17 protein-coding genes are annotated in these 19555 nt (G+C 71.2%); 6 read left to right on the forward strand and 11 right to left on the reverse strand.

Annotated features, from left to right (window positions below; genetic code table 11):
* Window positions 1-15 precede the first annotated feature (15 nt).
* The 6 genes from ACH4DZ_RS16765 to ACH4DZ_RS16790 form a co-directional block, all read right to left on the reverse strand.
* Complete coding sequence (locus tag ACH4DZ_RS16765; RefSeq protein ID WP_398287861.1) at window positions 16-1434, reverse strand: lysine N(6)-hydroxylase/L-ornithine N(5)-oxygenase family protein; 1419 nt, start codon at window positions 1432-1434, stop codon at window positions 16-18.
* Window positions 1431-2813: a pyridoxal phosphate-dependent decarboxylase family protein gene (locus ACH4DZ_RS16770; protein WP_398287862.1), complete on the reverse strand. Its 1383-nt coding sequence runs from the start codon at window positions 2811-2813 to the stop codon at window positions 1431-1433. Before ACH4DZ_RS16770 ends, ACH4DZ_RS16765 begins: the two co-directional genes overlap by 4 nt.
* Before the next feature lie 520 nt (window positions 2814-3333).
* Window positions 3334-5868 (reverse strand): aminopeptidase N, encoded by a 2535-nt coding sequence (pepN, locus tag ACH4DZ_RS16775; protein WP_398287863.1) that lies wholly within the window; start codon window positions 5866-5868, stop codon window positions 3334-3336.
* 149 nt (window positions 5869-6017) lie between these two features.
* Window positions 6018-6530 carry a two-component system response regulator gene (locus tag ACH4DZ_RS16780; RefSeq protein WP_398287864.1) on the reverse strand — a complete coding sequence of 171 codons (513 nt, stop codon included), beginning with the start codon at window positions 6528-6530 and terminating at the stop codon, window positions 6018-6020.
* A 152-nt stretch (window positions 6531-6682) separates the two neighbouring features.
* Window positions 6683-7093, reverse strand: a complete 411-nt coding sequence (locus tag ACH4DZ_RS16785; RefSeq protein ID WP_398287865.1) for a chorismate mutase — start codon at window positions 7091-7093, stop codon at window positions 6683-6685.
* A 16-nt stretch (window positions 7094-7109) separates the two neighbouring features.
* Window positions 7110-8000, reverse strand: coding sequence for a helix-turn-helix domain-containing protein (locus ACH4DZ_RS16790; RefSeq protein ID WP_398287866.1), 891 nt, complete (start codon window positions 7998-8000; stop codon window positions 7110-7112).
* Between the two features lie 109 nt (window positions 8001-8109).
* Here ACH4DZ_RS16790 and ACH4DZ_RS16795 point away from each other — a divergent pair, with 109 nt between their 5' ends.
* Window positions 8110-9861: a beta-galactosidase family protein gene (locus tag ACH4DZ_RS16795; RefSeq protein ID WP_398287867.1), complete on the forward strand. Its 1752-nt coding sequence runs from the start codon at window positions 8110-8112 to the stop codon at window positions 9859-9861.
* 275 nt (window positions 9862-10136) lie between these two features.
* Here the strand turns inward: ACH4DZ_RS16795 and ACH4DZ_RS16800 are convergent, their stop codons facing one another.
* The gene (locus ACH4DZ_RS16800) at window positions 10137-10919 is read right to left on the reverse strand and encodes a S1 family serine peptidase (RefSeq protein ID WP_398288301.1); all 783 of its coding nucleotides are present in this window, start codon (window positions 10917-10919) and stop codon (window positions 10137-10139) included.
* A 204-nt stretch (window positions 10920-11123) separates the two neighbouring features.
* Between ACH4DZ_RS16800 and ACH4DZ_RS16805 the strand changes: the two genes are divergently transcribed.
* On the forward strand, window positions 11124-12038 hold the full coding sequence (locus ACH4DZ_RS16805) for a hypothetical protein (protein ID WP_398287868.1): 915 nt from the start codon (window positions 11124-11126) through the stop codon (window positions 12036-12038).
* 152 nt (window positions 12039-12190) lie between these two features.
* Here the strand turns inward: ACH4DZ_RS16805 and ACH4DZ_RS16810 are convergent, their stop codons facing one another.
* Window positions 12191-13120: an SDR family oxidoreductase gene (locus ACH4DZ_RS16810; protein ID WP_398287869.1), complete on the reverse strand. Its 930-nt coding sequence runs from the start codon at window positions 13118-13120 to the stop codon at window positions 12191-12193.
* A gap of 1 nt (window position 13121) precedes the next feature.
* Window positions 13122-13949, reverse strand: coding sequence for an SDR family oxidoreductase (locus tag ACH4DZ_RS16815; RefSeq protein ID WP_398287870.1), 828 nt, complete (start codon window positions 13947-13949; stop codon window positions 13122-13124).
* Between the two features lie 88 nt (window positions 13950-14037).
* Between ACH4DZ_RS16815 and ACH4DZ_RS16820 the strand changes: the two genes are divergently transcribed.
* The 4 genes from ACH4DZ_RS16820 to ACH4DZ_RS16835 are packed head-to-tail and all read left to right on the forward strand — an operon-like array spanning window position 14038 to window position 17547.
* On the forward strand, window positions 14038-14835 hold the full coding sequence (locus ACH4DZ_RS16820) for an enoyl-CoA hydratase family protein (RefSeq protein ID WP_398287871.1): 798 nt from the start codon (window positions 14038-14040) through the stop codon (window positions 14833-14835).
* A 2-nt stretch (window positions 14836-14837) separates the two neighbouring features.
* The gene (locus ACH4DZ_RS16825) at window positions 14838-15701 is read left to right on the forward strand and encodes a CoA transferase subunit A (protein WP_398287872.1); all 864 of its coding nucleotides are present in this window, start codon (window positions 14838-14840) and stop codon (window positions 15699-15701) included.
* Entirely contained in the window at window positions 15698-16492 is a 795-nt protein-coding gene (locus tag ACH4DZ_RS16830) for a CoA-transferase subunit beta (protein WP_398287873.1), read from the forward strand. Before ACH4DZ_RS16825 ends, ACH4DZ_RS16830 begins: the two co-directional genes overlap by 4 nt.
* Window positions 16492-17547 (forward strand): NAD(P)H-dependent flavin oxidoreductase, encoded by a 1056-nt coding sequence (locus ACH4DZ_RS16835; RefSeq protein WP_398287875.1) that lies wholly within the window; start codon window positions 16492-16494, stop codon window positions 17545-17547. Before ACH4DZ_RS16830 ends, ACH4DZ_RS16835 begins: the two co-directional genes overlap by 1 nt.
* Window positions 17548-17661: 114 nt before the next feature.
* Here ACH4DZ_RS16835 and ACH4DZ_RS16840 read toward each other — a convergent pair whose 3' ends face one another.
* Both ACH4DZ_RS16840 and ACH4DZ_RS16845 read right to left on the reverse strand, forming a co-directional pair.
* Complete coding sequence (locus ACH4DZ_RS16840; RefSeq protein ID WP_398287876.1) at window positions 17662-18819, reverse strand: acetyl-CoA C-acetyltransferase; 1158 nt, start codon at window positions 18817-18819, stop codon at window positions 17662-17664.
* A 34-nt stretch (window positions 18820-18853) separates the two neighbouring features.
* Complete coding sequence (locus ACH4DZ_RS16845) at window positions 18854-19465, reverse strand: TetR/AcrR family transcriptional regulator (RefSeq protein ID WP_210883560.1); 612 nt, start codon at window positions 19463-19465, stop codon at window positions 18854-18856.
* Window positions 19466-19555 lie beyond the last annotated feature (90 nt).

The following is a 19555-nucleotide window of genomic DNA, read 5'->3' on the forward strand; positions in this document are numbered from 1 at the left end:
GTGGCCGGCTGTTTTTCAGTCGGCCACCAGTGGTGTGAGGGTCTTCGGTCGCCTGGCGGGTGGGATCTGGGGTTGTGGGTTGAGTCCGAAGGTGGTGAAGGCCGTTCGGCTCGGCAGGGGGTAGGGGTCCTTGCCGGTGAGGGAGTTGAGGATGTTCGCGCTGCGCCAGGCGGTGAGGCCGAGGTCGGGGGCGCCTACGCCGTGCGTGTGTGTTTCGGCGTTCTGGACGTAGACGGATCCGGTGACGGAGGGGTCGAGGACGAGGCGGTGTTGGTCGTCGATGCGGGGGCGTTCGGAGGCGTCGCGGCGCATGTAGGGGTCGAGTCCGGCGAGGATGCGGTCGAGGGGGCGTTGGCGGTAGCCGGTGGCGAGGACGACGGCGTCGGTGGTGATGCGGGACCGGTCGGCCTGCTGGGTGTGTTCCAGGTGTAGTTCGATCTTGGTGGTGGCGATGCGTCCCGCGGTGCGGACGTGGACGCCGGGGGTGAGGACGGTGTCGGGCCAGCCGCCGTCGAGGGTGCGGCGGTAGAGCTCGTCGTGGATGGCGGCGATGGTGTCGGCGTCGATGCCTTTGTGGAGTTGCCATTGGGCGGGGACGAGCCGGTCGCGTACGGGTTCGGGCAGGGCGTGGAAGTAGCGCGTGTAGTCGGGGGTGAAGTGTTCGAGCCCGAGTTTTGAGTACTCCATGGGTGCGAAGGCTTCGGTGCGGGCGAGCCAGTGGATTCTTTCGCGGCCGGTGGGGCGGTTTCTGAGGAGGTCGAGGAAGACTTCGGCGCCGGACTGTCCTGATCCGATGACGGTGACGTGGCCGGCGGTGAGGAACTTCTCGCGGTGTTCGAGGTAGTCGGCTGCGTGGATGACGGGGACGCCGGGTGCTTCGGCGAGGGGGCGCATGGGTTCGGGGATGTGGGGGGCGGTGCCGATGCCGAGGGCGATGTTCTTGGTGTAGGTGCGGCCGAGGGCTTCGGCTTCGCCGTCGGTGTCGAGTTGGGTGAAGTCGACTTCGAAGATGTCGCGTTCGGGGTTCCAGCGGACGGCGTCGACCTGGTGGCCGAAGTGGAGGCCGGGGAGGCTGTCGCTGACCCAGCGGCAGTAGGCGGCGTATTCGGCGCGGTGGATGTGGAAGCGCTCGGCGAAGTAGAAGGGGAAGAGGCGTTCGCGGGTTTTGAGGTAGTTGAGGAAGGTCCAGGGGCTGGCGGGGTCGGCGAGGGTCACGAGGTCGGCGAGGAAGGGGACTTGGAGGGTGGCGCCTTCGAGGAGGAGGCCGGGGTGCCAGTCGAAGGCGGGGTGTTGTTCGTAGAAGACGGTGTCGAGTTCGGCGAGGGGTTGGGCGAGGGCGGCGAGGGAGAGGTTGCTGGGGCCGATGCCGATGCCGACGAGGTCGCGGGGGGCTTCGGGCTGGTGGTGTGTGGGGGGTGTGGCGGGCGGCGTCATCGGGCGGTGTGTCCTTCCACCAGTTTCAGGAGCGCGGCGAGGTCGTCGGGTCCGGTGTGCGGGTTGAGCAGGGTGGCTTTGAGCCAGAGGCGGTTGTCGAGCCGGGCGCGGCCGAGGACGGCGCGGCCTTCGGTGAGGAGGGTGCGGCGTACGTCGGCGACGGTGGTGTCGGTGGCGTGGGTGGGGCGGAACAGCACGGTGCTGAGGGTGGGCCGGTCGTAGAGCTCGAAGTGCGGGTGTACGTCGATGAGTTCGGCGAGTGCGGTGGCGTGGGCGCAGACCTGGTCGACGAGTGCGCCGAGTCCGCTGCGGCCGAGGGTTTTGAGGGTGACGGCGATTTTGAGGATGTCCGCGCGGCGGGTGGTGCGCAGGGAGCGTCCGAGGAGGTCGGGGAGGCCGGCTTCGGTGTCGTCGTCGGCGTTGAGGTAGTCGGCGTGGTGGGTGAGTGCGTGGAGGTCTTGGGGGTCGCGTACGGCGAGGAGGCCTGCGGCGATGGGCTGCCAGCCGAGTTTGTGGAGGTCGAGGGTGACGGTGTGGGCGCGGCTGAGGCCGTCGAGTTTGGGGCGGTGGTGGTCGCTGAGGAGGAGGCCTCCGCCGTAGGCGGCGTCGATGTGGAGGCGGGCGCCGTGGGTTTCGCAGATGCCGGCGATTTCGGGGAGCGGGTCGATAAGGCCGGCGTCGGTGGTGCCGGCGGTGGCCGCGACGAGGACGGTGCCGGGTGGGCCGCCGAGTGCGGTGAGGGCCTGGTCGAGAGCGGCGGGGTCCATGGTGCCTGCGGGGGCGGGCACGGTGACCGGTTCGGGGAGGCCGAGGAGCCAGGTGGCGCGGTGGAGGGAGTGGTGGGCGTTCTCCGCCTGGACGAGTCGCACGTGGGGGTGTTGTTCGCGGGCGAGGAGGAGGGCGAGTTGGTTGGCTTCGGTGCCGCCGGTGGTGACGAGGGCGTCGGGGGTGGCGGTCCGGTCGGTGGGGGGATAGACCTCGGCGGCGAGTGCTCGGGTGAGGAGGGTTTCCAGTTCGGAGGCCGCGGGGGCCTGGTCCCAGGAGTCGAGGGAGGGGTTGAGGGCGGTGGCGGCGAGGTCGGCGGCGGTGGCGACGGCGAGGGGTGGGCAGTGGAGGTGGGCCGTGCAGAGGGGGTGGGCGGGGTCTGCGGCGCCTGCTGCCAGGGCGTGGACGAGGGTGTGCAGGGCGTGTTCTTCGCCGTGGGCGGGGAGGGGGTCGCCGAGGGCCTCGCGGAGGCGGGCGGCCACTTCGGCGGGGCCGCCTGCGGGGAGGGGGCCGGTGCGGGTGGCCGCGCCCGTCTTCAGTGCGTCGAGCACTGTGCCGAGTAACGGGCGCAGGTTGTCCGGGCCTTGGGGGCCCGAGGCGAGGGCTGTGCTCATGGGGGCCTCCGGGGCGCGCGACGGGGTTTCCAGCTTGTCGCGTTCGGGGCGGCGTGCCCCGGGGGTTCGGTGATCGGTACCCGAAAGTGTGGTGGTGGTTTTGGCCTGGGAGCCCTACCTGGGGGCGGGCGGAGGGTGGGTGCGGGTCGGTGGGGGCTGGTCGCGCAGTTCCCCGCGCCCCTGAAAGGCAAAGGATTGCGCCGTTCCCCGCGCCCCCTAAAAGCCAAAGACTGCGCCGTTCCCCGCCCCCCTGAAAGGCAAAGGATTGCGCCGTTCCCCGCGCCCCCTAAAAGCCAAAGACTGCGCCGTTCCCCGCGCCCCTGAAGGCAGACGACCGCGCAGTTCCCCGCCCCCCTGAAAAGCAAAAGATTGCGCCGTTCCCCGCGCCCCTGAAGGCAGACGGTCGGGCCGCGCCGCTGGAAGCAGGGGCGTAGCCGTGCTTTCAGGGGCGCGGGGAACTGCGCGGCCCGCCCCCGCCGGGCCGCGGATGGACGCGCTCCGCAGCCCCCGGGGCTACCTGCTAGCGCCCGCGCGACCGCAGGGCCCGGGACAAGTCGTCCAGTTGGTCCGTCAGTTTGCGGGCCAGGGACGGGATGGGACCGGCTTCGGCGAGGCAGCGTTCGCCGAGGGCGAGGGTCTCGGGGTCGATGGCGTACGCGGGGAACGCCCACCGACCCGCCGCGTCGGCGATGGCGGGCCCCCGGCGGGCGGCCAGTGCGACGGCGTCCTCGAAGTAGCGCGGCACGTATGCGCGTACCAGATCGGCCTGTTCGGGCTGCCAGAAGCCGCGGGCGGTGGCGGTGAAGAGGTAGTTGGACAGGTCGTCGGTGGTGAACATCGCCTCCCAGGCGGCGCGCTTGGCGACCGGGTCGGGCAGCGCGGCGCGGCAGCGGGCGGCGCCCTCCTGGCCGGTGGCGCTGGGGTCCTGGACGAGTTCGGCGTCGATGACGGCGTCGTCGATCGCGCCGAGGACGGAGAGCCGGCCGAGGATGCGCCAGCGCAGTTCGGGGTCGAGTTCGGGTCCGCCGGGGACGGTGCCTTCGGAGATCCAGGCGCTGATGGTGTCGGGCTGGGCGGCGACGTCGATGAGGTGGCGTACGGCGAGGAGGCGCAGTCCTGGGTGGTCTCCGTCCTCGGTGCGGCGGAGCAGGTCGCGGCCCAGGGAGGTGAGGGTGGCGAGGGCGGCGGGCCGGTCGTGGGCGGGGAGGTATCGGTCGGCGACCTGGGTGGCGGCGAAGGTGAGGACGCCCTGGACGACGGCGAGGTCGGTCTCCCCGGGGAGGTGTGCGCGGGCGGTCTCCAGGTAGGTGGCGGGTTCGAGGTCGCCGTCGCGGACCATGTCGCGGAGGGTGTTCCACAGGACGGCGCGGGTGAGGGCGTCGGGGACGCCGGAGATGCCGCGCAGGACGGTCTTCTCGGAGTCGTCGTCGAGGCGGATCTTGGCGTAGGTGAGGTCGTGGTCGTTGGGGACGACGAGGGCGGGGCGGGTGCCGGGACGGGGGGCGGCCGGCCCGTTCCGCGGGATGTCGGTCTCGTAGCGTTCGCGCAGGACGAGTGCGCGGTCGCTGCCGAGGTCGCGGTCGTAGACGCCGATGTTGACGCGGTGGGGGCGGCTTCCGGTCCGGTCGACGGTGAGGGTCCACTCCCCCGGCTGGGAGGTGACGGTCGCGGTGAGGGTGTCGACTCCGGTGGTGCGCAGCCAGGACTCGGCCCAGGCGTGGACGTCGCGTTCGGTGCCTGCGGCGAGGGATTCGATGAAGTCGGCGAGGGTGGCGTTGGCGAACTTGTGGCGGGCGAAGTGGGTGTTGATGCCGGTGAGGAAGTCCTTCTCGCCGAGCCAGGCGACGAGTTGGCGCAGGGCGGAGGCGCCCTTGGCGTAGGAGATGCCGTCGAAGTTGAGGAGTGCGGAGGCGGTGTCGGGGACGGCTTCGGGGTCGGGGGCGACGGGGTGGGTGGAGGGGCGTTGGTCGGCGTCGTAACCCCAGGCCTTGCGGACGATGCCGAAGTCGGTCCAGGTGCCGGTGAAGCGAGTGGCTTCGGTGAGGGTCTGGTAGCCCATGTACTCGGCGAAGGACTCGTTGAGCCAGATGTCGTCCCACCAGCGCAGGGTGACGAGGTCGCCGAACCACATGTGGGCCATCTCGTGGGCGATGACCATGGCGCGGGTCTGGCGTTCGGTGTCGGTGACGGCGGAGCGGTAGACGAATTCGTCGCGGAAGGTGACGAGTCCGGGGTTCTCCATGGCGCCGGCGTTGAATTCGGGGACGAACGCCTGGTCGTAGGAGTCGAAGGGGTACGGCTCCTCGAACTTCTCGTGGTAGCGGTCGAAGCAGGCGCGGGTGATGTCGAGGATTTCGTCGGCGTCGGCTTCGAGGTGGGGGGCGAGCGAGCGGCGGCAGTGGATGCCGAAGGGCAGGCCGCGGTGTTCGGTGCGTACGGAGTGCCAGGGTCCAGCGGCGACGGCGACGAGGTAGGTGGAGATGAGCGGGGTGGGCGCGGCCTGCCAGGTGCCGTCGGCGGTGCGGGTGGTGACGCTGTTGGTGAGGACGGTCCAGTCGTCGGGGGCCGTGACGGTGAGTTCGAAGACCGATTTGAGGTCGGGTTGGTCGAAGGCCGCGAAGACGCGCTGGACGTCGTCCATGAACAGCTGGGTGTAGAGGTAGGTCTCGCCGTCGGTGGGGTCGGTGAAGCGGTGCATGCCTTCGCCGGTGCGGGAGTAGCGCATGTCGGCGTCGACGCGCAGTTCGTGGGTGCCCGCGGTGAGGCCGGTGAGGGGGAGCCGGTTCTCGTGGAGCGTCGCCGGGTCGAGGGGGTGTCCGTCGAGGGTGGCGGAGCGCAGTTCGGCGGGTTTGAGCTCGACGAAGGTGTCCCCGCCACCGTGGTCCCCATCCTGGTCCCCACCCTGGTCGCCGCGGACCGTGAAGGTGATGGTGGTGTGGGAGTGGAACGTCTCGTCGCCGCGCGACAGGTCGAGTGCGATCCGGTAGCGGTGGACGTCGAGGAGGGTGGCACGGGTCTGCGCTTCGTCGCGCGTCAGTACGGACATGGGTGCCATGCTGCCTGATGGGCGGGGCTCCGCACAGGGGCGCCCTGGTGTGCCGCACGCGGGTCCCGGTGGGCTCGTGTGCCCGGTGCCCGCCCGGTGCACGCGCGTGCCCGGTCGTTCTCGTGGTGGTGCGGGCGCTCCCAGGCCGTGCGGCCCGGTCAGGCCGTGCGGCCCTGTTCCTGTTTGCGGGGGGCGGGGCGCTGGGTGGTGATCGGGGGGGCGTAGTGGGCGGTGGGCTCCTTCACGAGGGCCCGGAGTTCGCGGACTTCCCTTTCCAGGGACCGGTATCGCTGGTGGGAGTCGTACAGGTAGCGGACTTTCGTGCGGAGGGTCCACGGGTCGATGGGCTTCATGACGAGGTCGGCGACGCCGAGGCGGAACGCGGCGGAGGTGAGTGCGGTGTTGGCCCCGAATCCGGTGACGAGGATGATCGGGATGAGCTGGGTCTGTTCGACGCCCCGCATGTAGCGGACGACGTCGAGGCCGCTGACGCCGGGCATGTGCACGTCGAGCAGGAGCAGGCCGACCTGGCCGCGCAGGACTTCCTTCAGCGCGTCGTCGCCGCTGGTCGCCCGGGTCAGCTGGTAGCCGAGGGGGGCGAGGGCGCTTTCCAGTGCGTAGAGCGTGTCCTCGTGGTCGTCGACTATGAGGATCTTGGCATCCGGCGGCATGGAGCGAAGTCCCCTCGCTTGGACCAACCGGCTCAAGTCCGAACCGGCTGACAGGGAGTGCTCAGCGCAGGATGCCTCATTTCGGCGCGCACGCCGAGGGGGCGGGGCTCACAACGGCCTGAGAACGGGTGCGCGCCGGGGGCCGGAAGTGGTCATTCGCGGGTGTGGGTGTCCTCCGCGATGCGCTCGTGATGGCGGATGACCTCGGCGATGATGAAGTTCAGCAGTTTTTCGGCGAACGCCGGGTCGAGGTTGGCGTTTTCGGCCAGTCGTCGGAGTCTGGCGATCTGCTGGGCCTCGCGGGAGGGGTCGGCGGGCGGCAGTTGGTGGGCTGCTTTGAGGTGGCCGACCTGCTGGGTGCATTTGAAGCGCTCGGCGAGCATGTGGACGACGGCGGCGTCGATGTTGTCGATGCTCTCGCGCAGCCGGTCGAGGTCGGCGCGGACGGCGGGGTCGATGTCACCGGTGCCGCCGCTGTTGCCTGCACTGCCGTTGTTGCCGGCACTGCCGTTGTTGCCCGCGCCGCTGCTGTTGTCGGTGTTGCTGGTGGTCATGGATGCCAACCCTACGTCGCGTGTCTCAGCCGGTGTGGGTCCTCCCGATGATCGGGGGATCGTCGGGATCGGGGACCTGGTCGCTCCAGCCGCCGGGGACCGTGTGGGCCTGTTGTTCCCTGAAACGGACCGGCGCCGTGCCGACGCGGCGGGTGAACAGGCGGGAGAAGTAGGCGGGGTCGTCGTAGCCGACGCGTCGGGCGACGGCGGCGACGGGGAGTTCGGTGGCGGCGAGGAGTTCCTTGGCGCGGCCCAGGCGGATGCCGAGGAGGTAGTCCTTGGGGCTGCAGCCGGCGCCGCGGCGGACGGCGGTGCGCAGTTCGGCGGGGGTCATGCCGTGCCGGGTGGCGTGGTCGGCGACGGTGAGGGGTTTGCAGGCGTCGCGGGCGAGGGCCTGGAGGACCTGTTCGCCGTCGGGGGCGGTGTCGGCGCGGGCGCGGCGCAGGGTGACGAGGAGTTCGTGGACGGCGGCGCTGGTCTCGACTTCGAGCAGGGGGTTGCCGCGGCGGGCGGCGCGGACGATGCGGCCGACGGTGGCGCGGGCGGCGCCTGCGTCGGAGAGGGCGACGACGGGCCGGTGCGGTTCGATGTAGCCGAGTTCGGTGTAGGTGTCGGCGGTGGGCCCGGTGAAGTCGACGAAGGCCTCGTCCCAGCCGGTGTCGGGGTCGGGCCCGTAGTGGTGCGGTACGCCGGGGGTGAGCCACAGCAGTGCGGGCGCGGTGACCGCGGTGCGTCGTCCGTCGGGGGTACGGAACCAGCCGCGGCCGGTGCTGACGACGACGGCGACGTGGTGGTCGAGGGTGCGGGGTCCGACGGTGGGCAGTGTCCCGTGCTGGAGTCCGACGCCGAGGCAGACGAGGCCGAGCCGGTGGTGCGCGGGGCCGGGGGTGAAGAACCGCATCCAGGTGTGATACATCCGCTTTCTCCCTCCCGCGGGCTGCCCGGCGCGACCGGTCAGCTGCGTCCAATCGGTGTCGATCTTTGTCCATGGACCGGGCCCGCCGCCAGGGGTGAGGGTGGTGGGCATGAGCGAGTTCGCGGTGGGGGACACCGATTTCCTGGTGGACGGGCGGCCGGTGCGGCTGCTGTCGGGGGCGCTGCACTACTTCCGGGTGCACGAGGGGCAGTGGGGGCACCGGCTGGCGATGCTGCGGGCGATGGGCCTCAACTGCGTGGAGACGTACGTTCCGTGGAATCTGCACGAGCCCGCGCCGGGCGTGTACCGGGACGTGGACGCGCTGGGCAGGTTCCTGGACGCGGCGCGGGCGGCCGGGCTGTGGGCGATCGTGCGGCCGGGTCCGTACATCTGTGCCGAGTGGGAGAACGGCGGGCTGCCGCACTGGGTGACCGGGGGGCTCGGCGCGCGGATACGCACCGGGGACGAGGGGTTCCTGGGTCCGGTTCAGCGGTGGTTCTCGCGGTTGCTGCCGCAGATCGTGCCCCGGCAGTTCGACCGCGGCGGCCCGGTGGTGATGGTGCAGGTGGAGAACGAGTACGGCAGTTACGGCTCGGACCAGGTGTATCTGCGCCGCCTCGCCGAACTGCTGCGCGCGGGGGGCGTACGGGTGCCGCTGTTCACGTCGGACGGCCCCGAGGACCACATGCTCACGGGCGGCTCCCTGGACGGCGTACTGGCGACGGTGAACTTCGGGTCGCAGGCGCGTCAGGCCTTCGAGGAGCTGCGTCGGCACCGGCCTTCGGGGCCGCTGATGTGCATGGAGTTCTGGTGCGGCTGGTTCGACCACTGGGGCGGTGAGCACGCGGTACGTGATCCGCTGGACGCGGCGGACGCGTTGCGGGAGATCCTGGAGTGCGGGGCGTCGGTGAACCTGTACATGGCGCACGGCGGTACGAGTTTCGCGGGCTGGGCGGGCGCCAACCGGGGCGGCGGCGCACTGCACGACGGGGTCCTGGAGCCGGACGTGACGTCGTACGACTACGACGCGCCGATCGACGAGGCCGGCCGTCCCACGGAGAAGTTCTGGCGGTTCCGCTCGCTCCTGGCCGGGTACGCGGACGGCCCGCTGCCCGAACCGCCGCCCGCGCCGGCCTCGCTGGGCTCCGCCTCCGCCGTGGACCTCACGGGCTGGGCGCCCCTGTCCGTGGTGCTCGACACCCTCGGCGGCCCCGGGACCGAGACCCCCGTACCGCCCACGTTCGAGGACCTGGACGTGGACCGGGGACTCGTGCGTTACACCGTCGACGTGCCGGGGCCGCGCCGACCGTATCCACTGACGGTACGAGGGCTACGGGATCTGGCGGTCGTGTACGTCGACGGGGTGCGGGCCGGGGTGGTCACCGAGCACGAGCCGGAGCTGAAGGAGCCGGTGGCGGGCCCGGCGCGCGTGGACCTGTGGGTGGAGTCGCTGGGGCGGGTCAACTACGGGCCGCGGACCGGCGAGCCGAAGGGCATCACGGGAGGTGTGCTGCACGAACGGCAGTATCTGCACGGGGTGCGGGCGCGGGCGCTGCGGCTGGACGCGTTCGACGCGGGGGTGGAGGCGGTGCCGTTCGGGGCGCTGCCCGCGATGTCCGCGCCCGGCCTCTACCGGGGCACGGTCACGGTGTCCGGCCCCGGCGACGCCCGCCTCGCGCTCCCCGGCTGGACCAGGGGTTTCGCCTGGCTGAACGGCTTCAACCTGGGCCGCTACTGGTCGGCGGGCCCCCAGCCGACCCTCTACGTCCCGGGCCCGACCCTGAGGGAGGGCCCCAACGAGATCTGGCTACTGGAACTGGAAAACTCCGCACCCCCACCGGCCCTGTCCAGCCCCCACTAGCCGACTCTTGTCCGCCAGGGGCGCGGGGAACGGCGCAGTCTTCTGCCTTTCGCCTTTCGCCTTTCAGGGGCGCGGGGAACGGCGCAATCTTTTATCTTTAGGGGCGCAGGGAACAGCGCAATCTTTTATCTTCAGGGGCGCGGGGAACGGCGCAGTCTTTTGTCTTGAGGGGCGCGGGGAACGGCGCGACCAGCCACAACGCATCCGCGGACAACGGAAACGGGCGCCCCCGGCGAAAGCCGAGAACGCCCACCCCCACCGAAAGCCCCGGCCGGCTAAAGCGAAGAAGCCGCCCGAGCTATCGCAGAGGCAAACGTGGACACCTCGGTGTACACACCCGGCACCATCGGCCGCGCACACCCGTCACCCCAGCTGACGATCCCGACCTGGATCCACTTACCCGCGTCGTCCTTGCGGAACATCGGCCCCCCGGAGTCCCCCTGACAGGTGTCGACCCCGCCCCGAGGAATCCCCGCGCAGATCTCCTGCGAGGCGATCAACCGACCCCCGTAGTGCCGCTTGCACTTCGGGTCGGCCACAAACGGCACCTTGGCCTTGAGCAGCTTCGTGGAACCGGTGTTCGCGTTCTCCGCGGGGTCACCCCACCCGGCGATGGTGAACGTCCCCCGGTTGTAGCGGGTGGTCGTCGCGATCTTCAGCGTGGGCAGCTCGATGGGCCGGGCGAGCTTGATGAGCGCCCAGTCCTTGCCGTTGCCGTTGTAGCCCGGGGCCTGGACGACCTTCGTGGACCTGACCTTGATCGCGCCGGCCGCACCGAGGTTGGCGACCCCCGCGGTCGCGGTGATGCGGGTGGTGCTGCCCGAGCCGTCCACGCAGTGCGCGGCGGTCAGGACGACGTCCTTCTTGTAGAGCGAACCGCCGCAGCCCATGGACAGGCTGACCATGAACGGGAACTCACCCTGCGCGGCGGGCGCGCCGCCGACGATCGGAGCGGGCGCGGCGTGCGCGGCGACGGGCTGGAGACTGGCGGTCGCGAGAGCGACGGCACCGACCGCCGCGGCCCGCCGGAAGGCGGATCTCCTGAGGAAACCGAGCATTCTATTGGTCAACTTGTTCCCTTTCGTGGGGGGTTGAGCGCACAGAAGAGTGCACAGAAGTATGAAGATCATGCAGCATGCGAGGCAAGGGTGGATGTCACGTACACGTCGGGCAACCCAACCCGCGAGAATCCGCTCGCGTCCCCTTAAGCTGGAACGAGGTTCGGGGCCTCTTCAAAACTTCGCGGCTCTGGGGGTTCGGGCGTGGCGAACGGCGGTCCGGTCAAACACGGCTACCCGCACCTGGAGACGGTGCGCGCGGCGGTCACCGCGCTGTACAAGCGGCTCTCGTACGACACCGTCCACACGTTCGCCGCCAGCGTGGCCCCCGTCGACGTGGCGTTCTGCGACACGGACGACCTGTATCTCGGCGCGCAGCGGGTGGCGCACGAGCTGGTGCGCCACTTCCGGCTGCCGGACGCCCGGATGATCGTGAGTTTCCGGGAGATGGAGCACGCGGCGAGTGTCGAGCTGGCCGCGGGACCGGAGTACTTCATCGAGCTGAACGACCGCTTCCGTACCCATCGGCGGGACATCGGCGCCGCGCTGGCGCACGAGGTGATGCACGTCTACCTGCACCGCCTGGATCTGTCGTTCCCCGGCACCCGGGACAACGAGATCCTCACGGACACGGCGACGACGTATCTCGGTGCGGGCTGGCTGCTGCTGGACGCGTACCGGGAGGACGCGTCGTCCTCGCAGAAGCTCGGCTATCTGACACCGGAGGAGTTCGGGTACGTACTGGCCAAGCGGTCCCTGGTGTTCGGTGAGGATCCCGCGACCTGGTTCACCAGTGCGCAGGCGTACACGGCGTACACGAGGGGTATGGCGCGGGCCCGGGACGACGAGCGGCAGCCGCCGCTGACCGCGGCGGGGTGGGTGGGGCGGCGCCGCTACGCGAAGGACCGCCGCCACGCGCAGGGCCGCGTCGTCGCGGCGGTGCCCGCGTCCGCGGGCGCGGACGCGGACGCGCTGTACGCCTTCACGCCGGACGGGCGGGGGCCCATGCGGGTGTCGTTCCCCTGCCCGACCTGTCATCAGCGGATCCGGGTGCCGGTCCAGGGGCGGGTGCGGGCGCGGTGCGGGCTCTGTCGCACTGTGCTGGAGTGCGACACGTAGCACTGGCGCGGGGGCGTGCGCCTGGCGCGTGGACGCCGGCGGGCGGGCGAGCGGGTTCCTCGTGGCTGGTCGCGCGGACGACGGCCTCGGAGTCTGCCTCCGCCGGTCGCATCAGCAGTACTTCCGGTCGCATCACCAGTACTTACTGTTACTTACTGCGTCCCGTGAACCGCGGTCGGAGCCTGGGCCCGCGCGAGAAGCTCCAGCGCGGTGTCCCCGGCCTCGGCGGGGGTCCACCGGGCCCCCTTGTCGACGCCGGGGCCGGGCCGCCAGCCGTCCATGACGGTGATCCGGCCGCCCTCGGTCTCGAAGACCCGGCCGGTGACCCCGGCGCTCGCGGCCGAGCCGAGCCAGACGACGAGCGGCGACACGTTCTCGGGAGCCATCGCGTCGAAGCCGCTGTCCGGCTGGGCCATGGCCTGGGCGAAGGCCGTCTCGGTCATCCGGGTCCGCGCGGCCGGCGCGATGGCGTTGACCTGCACTCCGTAGCGCCCCATCTCGGCGGCGGCCACCAGGGTGAGCCCGACGATGCCGGCCTTGGCCGCGCTGTAGTTGCCCTGCCCGACGGACCCCGAAAGGCCCGCTCCGGAGCTGGTGTTGACGACCCGGGCCTGCGGCACGAGCCCCGCTTTCGCCTGCGCCCGCCAGTGTGCGGCGGCGTGCTTCAGCGGCAGGAAGTGGCCCTTCAGGTGGACGCGCATGACGGCGTCCCAGTCGTCCTCGTCGAGATTGACCAGCATGCGGTCGCGCAGGAAGCCGGCGTTGTTCACGAGTGTGTCGAGCCGCCCGAAGGCGTCGAGCGCCGTGTGTACGAGGGATGCGGCGCCCTCGGTCGTCGCGATGTCCCCCGCGTGTGCGACGGCCTCGCCGCCCGCCGCCCGGATCTCGTCGACGACCTGCCGGGCCGGGCTGTCGGCCCCTGGGGAGCCGTCGAGCCCGACGCCCAGGTCATTGACGACGACGTGTGCTCCTTCGGCGGCGAAGGCGAGCGCGTGGGCCCGCCCGAGCCCGCGCCCGGCGCCCGTGACGAGCACCACCCGCCCGTCACAGAGGCCGGCGCCCGCACTTGTGCCCGAGGTCATGTCACTTCTCCTTGTCGGCCTTTTCGGCCCTGTCGGCCCTGTCGGCCCTGTCGGCCCTGTCGGTCTTGTTGGCGGTCGCGGCGTCCAGGAAGGCCGGCCGTTCGCCGCCGCCGTGCACGAGAAGGCCGGCCCCGGTGATGTACGCGGCGGCGTCCGACGCGAGGAAGACGGCCGCCCCACCGACGTCCGCGGGCACGGCGAGCCGCCCCAGCGGGACGGTGCGGGAGACGGCCTCGATGCCGTCCTCGCCCCCGTAGTGGAGGTGCGACAGCTCGGTGCGGACCATTCCGACGACGAGCGTGTTGACCCGCACCTCCGGTGCCCACTCCGCGGCCATCGAGCGGGCCAGGTTCTCCAGTCCGGCCTTCGCGGCCCCGTAGGCCGCCGTGCCGGGTGAGGGCCGCGTCCCGCTGACGCTGCCGATCATCACGATGGAGCCCCGGGCACGCTTGAGCAGGTCGTACGCCGCCAGGGAGGCCGTGAGAGGCGCGACGAGGTTGAGGTCGATCACCCGCGCGTGCCGCTCGGCCTCCGTCCCGGCGAGCAGGCGATAGGGGGCGCCGCCCGCGTTGTTGACGAGAACGTCGAGCCGGGGCAGCCGCCCGAAGAAGGCACGGACGGCCGGCGGGTCACGCAGATCGAGGGGGGCGAACTCGACGCCGTCGAGAAGTGCTCGCTGTGCCTGCGGTGCCTGCGGTGCTTGCGGTGGTCTGCGCGCACAGACCACGACCTGGTCACCCGCCTCGGCGAACGCCCGCGCGATCCCGGCGCCGACGCCCCTGGTCCCGCCCGTGACCACCACGAGCCGCCTGCCCGGCCGGTTGTCCACAGGGCCTCCCGCCCGTCGGCATTCGCTGTTACCTTCGACATCAGATCGCACCTAACAAACGTTTGGTGGAAAGGTAGCTGATGCGTCCATGGGTGTCTCCACCTCGTCCCCGGAAAAAGGGATTTCCGTCGTCACGGTCGACTTCCCGCCGGTGAACGCGCTTCCGGTGAGCGGCTGGTCCGCGCTGGCCGACGCCGTGCGCGCGGCGGGGCGCGACGCCGGGAACCGCTGTGTGGTGCTGGCCGCCGAAGGGCGGGGCTTCAACGCGGGCGTGGACATCAAGGAGATACAGGCCGGGGGCGACAGCGCCCTGCTCGGCGCCAACCGCGGCTGCGCCGAGGCCTTCGCGGCGGTGTACGAGTGCGAGGTGCCGGTGGTGGCGGAGGTGCACGGTTTCTGTCTGGGCGGCGGTATAGGCCTGGTGGGCAACGCGGACGCGATCGTGGCGAGCGACGACGCCACCTTCGGTCTGCCCGAGCTGGACCGGGGCGCGCTGGGCGCGGCCACACATCTGTCCCGGCTGGTGCCGCAACACCTGATGCGCGCGCTGTACTACACCTCGCGCACGGCGACCGCTGCGGAGTTGCACGGGCACGGCTCGGTGTGGCGGGTCGTGGCGCGCGACCGGCTGCGCCCGGCCGTCCTGGAGCTGGCCCGGGAGATCGCGGGCAAGGACGGCCGGCTGATCCGGCTCGCCAAGGCCGCGATCAACGGCATCGACCCCGTCGACGTGCGGCGCAGCTACCGCTTCGAGCAGGGCTTCACGTTCGAGGCGGCCCTCGGCGGCACGGGCGAGCGCGTTCGGAACACGTTCGGGGGCCGGGACGCGTTCGAAGGCCGGGACACACGCGGGGTCCAGGACCTTCTCGGGAAGGAGGGCGGGTAAGGATGGGCGACAAGACGATGACCGCAGACGAGGCCGTCTCGCGGCTGGAGAGCGGGATGACCCTCGGTATCGGAGGCTGGGGCTCCCGCCGCAAACCGATGGCTCTCGTACGAGCACTGCTCCGCTCCACGATCACCGATCTCACGGTCGTCTCGTACGGCGGCCCGGACGTCGGCATGCTGGCGGCGGCCGGGCGGATACGGAAACTGGTCGCCCCTTTCGCGACGCTCGACTCGATCCCGCTCGAACCGCACTACCGGGCGGCCCGTGAGAGCGGCTCGCTCGAACTGATGGAGATCGACGAGGCGATGTTCATGTGGGGGCTGCGGGCAGCGGCCAACCGCCTCCCCTTCCTGCCCGTGCGGGCCGGCATCGGTTCGGACGTGATGCGGGTCAATCCCGGGCTGCGCACGGTCACTTCGCCGTACGAGGACGAGTCGACGGGCGGGTGCGAGACCTTCGTCGCCATGCCCGCCCTGCGGCTGGACGCGGCACTGGTCCATGTGAACCGCGCCGACCGCGCGGGCAACGGCCAGTATCTGGGCCCCGACCCGTACTTCGACGACCTGTTCTGCGAGGCGGCCCGGACGGCGTACGTGTCCTGTGAGCGGATCGTCGACACGGCGGAACTGACGAAGGCGGCGCCGCCCCAGACCCTGCTGATCAAGCGGTTGCACGTGAGCGGCGTGGTGGAGGCGCCGGGCGGCGCGCACTTCACGTCGTGCGTGCCCGACCACGACCGGGACGAGGCCTTCCAGCGGCTCTACGCGTCCATGCCGTGGCCCGAGTTCGCGGAGAGGTTCCTCGCGGGCGACGAACAGGCCTACCGGACCGCCGTCGAGGCATGGCACGAGGAGCAGTCATGAGCGCGGTGCCGGGCGCATCCCCGGGCGCGACCCCGGGCCCGACCCCGAGCGCGCCCCGCGGTGGTGCGACCCGCGCCGAGTACTGCGTGATCGCCTGCGCGGAGGCGTGGCGTGGCGACGGCGAGGTGCTGGCCAGCCCGATGGGCCCGATCCCGTCGACAGGGGCCCGCCTCGCCCGGCGCACCTTCTCGCCGGACCTGCTGCTGACCGACGGCGAGGCGCTGCTGGTCGGTCCGGACGGCACGCCGGAGGGCTGGTTGCCGTACCGGCAGCATCTGGCCCTGGTGGCCGGCGGTCGCCGGCACGTGATGATGGGGGCGAGCCAGATCGACCGCTTCGGCAACCAGAACATCTCCTGTGTGGGCGACTGGGAGCGGCCCACCCGGCAGTTGCTCGGAGTGCGCGGCGGCCCCGTCAACACGCTGAACAACCCGGTCAGTTACTGGGTACCCAGACACTCGACGCGGGTCTTCGTGGAGAAGGTCGACATGATCGGCGGGGTGGGGTACGACAGCGCCGCGGCGGCCGGTCCCACGGCGACCCGTTTCCACCGCATCCCGCGGGTGGTCTCGAACCTCGGGGTGTTCGACTTCGCGACCGAGGACCATTCGATGCGGCTCGCCTCGCTGCATCCGGGGGTCACGGTCGAGGAGGTCGTGGCGGCGACGGGCTTCGAGCTGACCGTCCCGGACGACGTCCCGTACACCCGAGAACCGTCCCCGGCGGAGCTGAGGTCGATCCGCGAGGACCTGGATCCGAAGGGTCTGCGCGACCGCGAGGTCAAGGGCTGATGGAGACCGCCCTCACGCGGCTTGTCGGTGTCCGGCATCCGATCGTGCAGACGGGAATGGGCTGGGTGGCGGGCCCGCGTCTGGTCTCCGCGACGGCGAACGCGGGCGCGCTGGGCATCCTCGCCTCCGCGACGATGACACCCGATCAGCTGCGGGCTGCTGTTCGCGAGGTCCGCTCCCGTACGGAGGCGCCGTTCGGGGTCAACCTCCGCGCGGACGCGGGGGACGCCCGCGACCGGGTACGGATCATCGTGCAGGAGGGTGTGAAGGTCGCCTCGTTCGCGCTGGCACCGTCCCGTGAGCTGATCGTCGAGCTGAAGGACGCGGGCGTGGTCGTCGTCCCGTCGATCGGGGCCCGCCGTCATGCCGAGAAGGTCGCGGCCTGGGGAGCTGACGCGGTGATCGTGCAGGGCGGCGAGGGCGGTGGTCACACCGGCGAGGTGGCGACCAGCGTGCTTCTCCCCCAGGTCGTGGACGCGGTCGGCATACCCGTCGTCGCCGCGGGCGGCTTCTTCGACGGCAGGGGCCTGGTCGCGGCACTCGCGTACGGTGCCGCCGGCGTCGCCATGGGCACCCGGTTCCTCCTCACCTCGGACTCGACGGTGCCGGACGCGGTGAAGGCCCGGTATCTCGCGGCCTCGGTCAAGGACGTCACGGTGACGACCGCAGTGGACGGCCTACCGCACCGCATGCTCCGTACGGACCTGGTCGACTCCCTGGAAGGGGCGGGCCGTACGAGAACGCTGACCCGAGCGGTGCGCAGGGCCGCCGGCTACAGGAAGCTCTCGGGCCTCGGCTGGTCCCGGTTGATCAGGGACGGCCTGTCGATGAAGCACGGCAAGGACCTGACCTGGAGCCAGGTCCTGCTGGCCGCCAACACGCCCATGCTCCTGCGGGCGTCCATGGTGGAAGGCCGTACGGACCTGGGGGTGATGGCGTCGGGCCAGGTGGCGGGCGTGATCGACGACTTGCCGTCGTGCGCGGACCTGGTGGAGAGGGTGATGAGGCAGGCACAGCAGACCCTGCGCGCGCTCCCCGATCCGGGGCCGCTGTGAGCGCCCCTGGGGCCGCCCCAGCGGGCGCCTTTCAAGGGCGCTGTTAAGAGGCGCTTTTCAGGGGCGCGGGGAACTGCGCGACAAGCCCCCACCGGCCCGCAGCCGACAAGAGACCTAAAGCCGCTCGACGATGGTCACATTCGCCTGCCCCCCGCCCTCACACATCGTCTGCAACCCGAACCGCCCCCCGATCCGCTCCAGTTCGTGCAGCAACGTCGTCATCAACTTCACCCCCGTGGCCCCCAGGGGATGACCGAGCGCGATCGCACCCCCATTGACATTGACCCGGTCAGGATCCGCCCCCGTCTCCTTCAGCCACGCAAGGACGACGGGCGCGAAGGCCTCATTGATCTCGACGAGATCGATCTCCCCGATGGACATCCCGGCCTTCTTCAACGCGTAGGCGGTGGCAGGAATCGGCGCCGACAGCATCCGTATCGGATCCTCCCCCCGCACGGAGAGGTGGTGCACGCGCGCCCGGGGAGTGAGCCCGTGCGCACGGACGGCCCGCTCCGAGGCGAGGAGCATCGCGGCGGCCCCGTCGGACACCTGTGAGGAGCAGGCGGCGGTGATGGTGCCGCCCTCGACCACCGGTCGCAGGCCCGCCATCTTCTCCAGCGAGGTGTCCCGCCGTGGCCCCTCGTCGACCGTGACGTCCCCGAACGGCACGGTCTCCCGCTCGAAGCGGCCCTCGTCGATCGCACGGAGCGCCCGCTGGTGGGACCGCAGGGCGAACTCCTCCTGGTCCCGCCGGCTGATCCCCCACATGGCCGCGATGGACTCGGCGCCCAGGAACTGGTTGACGGGCCGGTCCCCGTACCGGGCCCGCCATCCCTCGCTGCCCGCGAACGGCCCCTGTGTGAGGCCCAGCGGCTCGGCCGCCTGACGGGAGGCGAAGGCGATGGGGATCTGCGTCATGTTCTGGACGCCGCCCGCGACCACGAGGTCCTGTGTGCCCGAGAGGACGCCCTGTGCGGCGAAGTGCAGGGCCTGCTGGGAGGAGCCGCACTGCCGGTCGATCGTCACCCCCGGCACCTCCTCGGGCAGTCCGGCCGCCAGCCACGACGTGCGGGCGATGTCACCGGCCTGCGGTCCCACGGCGTCCAGACATCCGAAGACGACGTCCTCGACCGCGGCCGGATCGACTCCGGAACGCGCGACCAGTGCCTTCAGCACATGCGCGCCCAGGTCGGCGGGATGGATCCCGCTCAGGCCGCCCTTGCGACGGCCCACGGGTGTACGGACCGCTTCGACGATGTAGGCCTCGGCCATGCCAACTCCCCTGGATCGGCTGTATCCCATGCGATCAACTGCGTACGGCGATCCCGTCCAGCACCATCGACAGGTACTGCCGGGCGATCTCGTCCGGGCTGTGCTGTCCGCCGGGCCGGTACCAGGACGCGGCGACCCACACGGTGTCGCGCACGAAGCGGTAGGTGAGCCGGATGTCGAGGTCGTCCCGGAAGACCTCGCCGGCCACGCCCCGCTCCAGCGTGGCGAGCCACGCCTTCTCGAACTTGCGCTGCGACTCGGCGAGGAACGCGAAACGCTCCTGCGCGACGAGCTGCTTGGACTCCTTCTGGTAGATCGCGACGGCCGCGCGGTGCCGGTCGATCTCCCGGAACGACTCGGTGACCAGGGCCTCCAGCGTCTCGCGCGGGCCCAGTTCGGCGTCGAGGACGGTGTCGTAGCCGTCCCACAGCTCGTCGAGGAAGGTCCGCAGGATCTCCTCCAGCATCGATTCCTTGGAGTCGAAGTGGTAGTAGAGGCTGCCCGCGAGCATGCCCGCGTGGTCCGCGATCTTGCGCACGGTGGTGGCGTTGTAGCCCTGCTCGGCGAAGACCTCGGCGGCGGTGCCGAGGAGTTCACGGCGCCGCTCGGGCGAGGCGGTCACCTGGGGCTTCTTCTTGGTAGGCACGGCCCCATTGTGAGCCGCGGGGCGCAGCCCCGGCCGCTTGAGGGGCGCGGGGAACTGCGCGATCTTTGCGGCCGGCCCCCACGGACCCGC

This window comes from Streptomyces sp. NPDC017991 (assembly GCF_044328075.1).
Classification (GTDB): domain Bacteria; phylum Actinomycetota; class Actinomycetes; order Streptomycetales; family Streptomycetaceae; genus Streptomyces.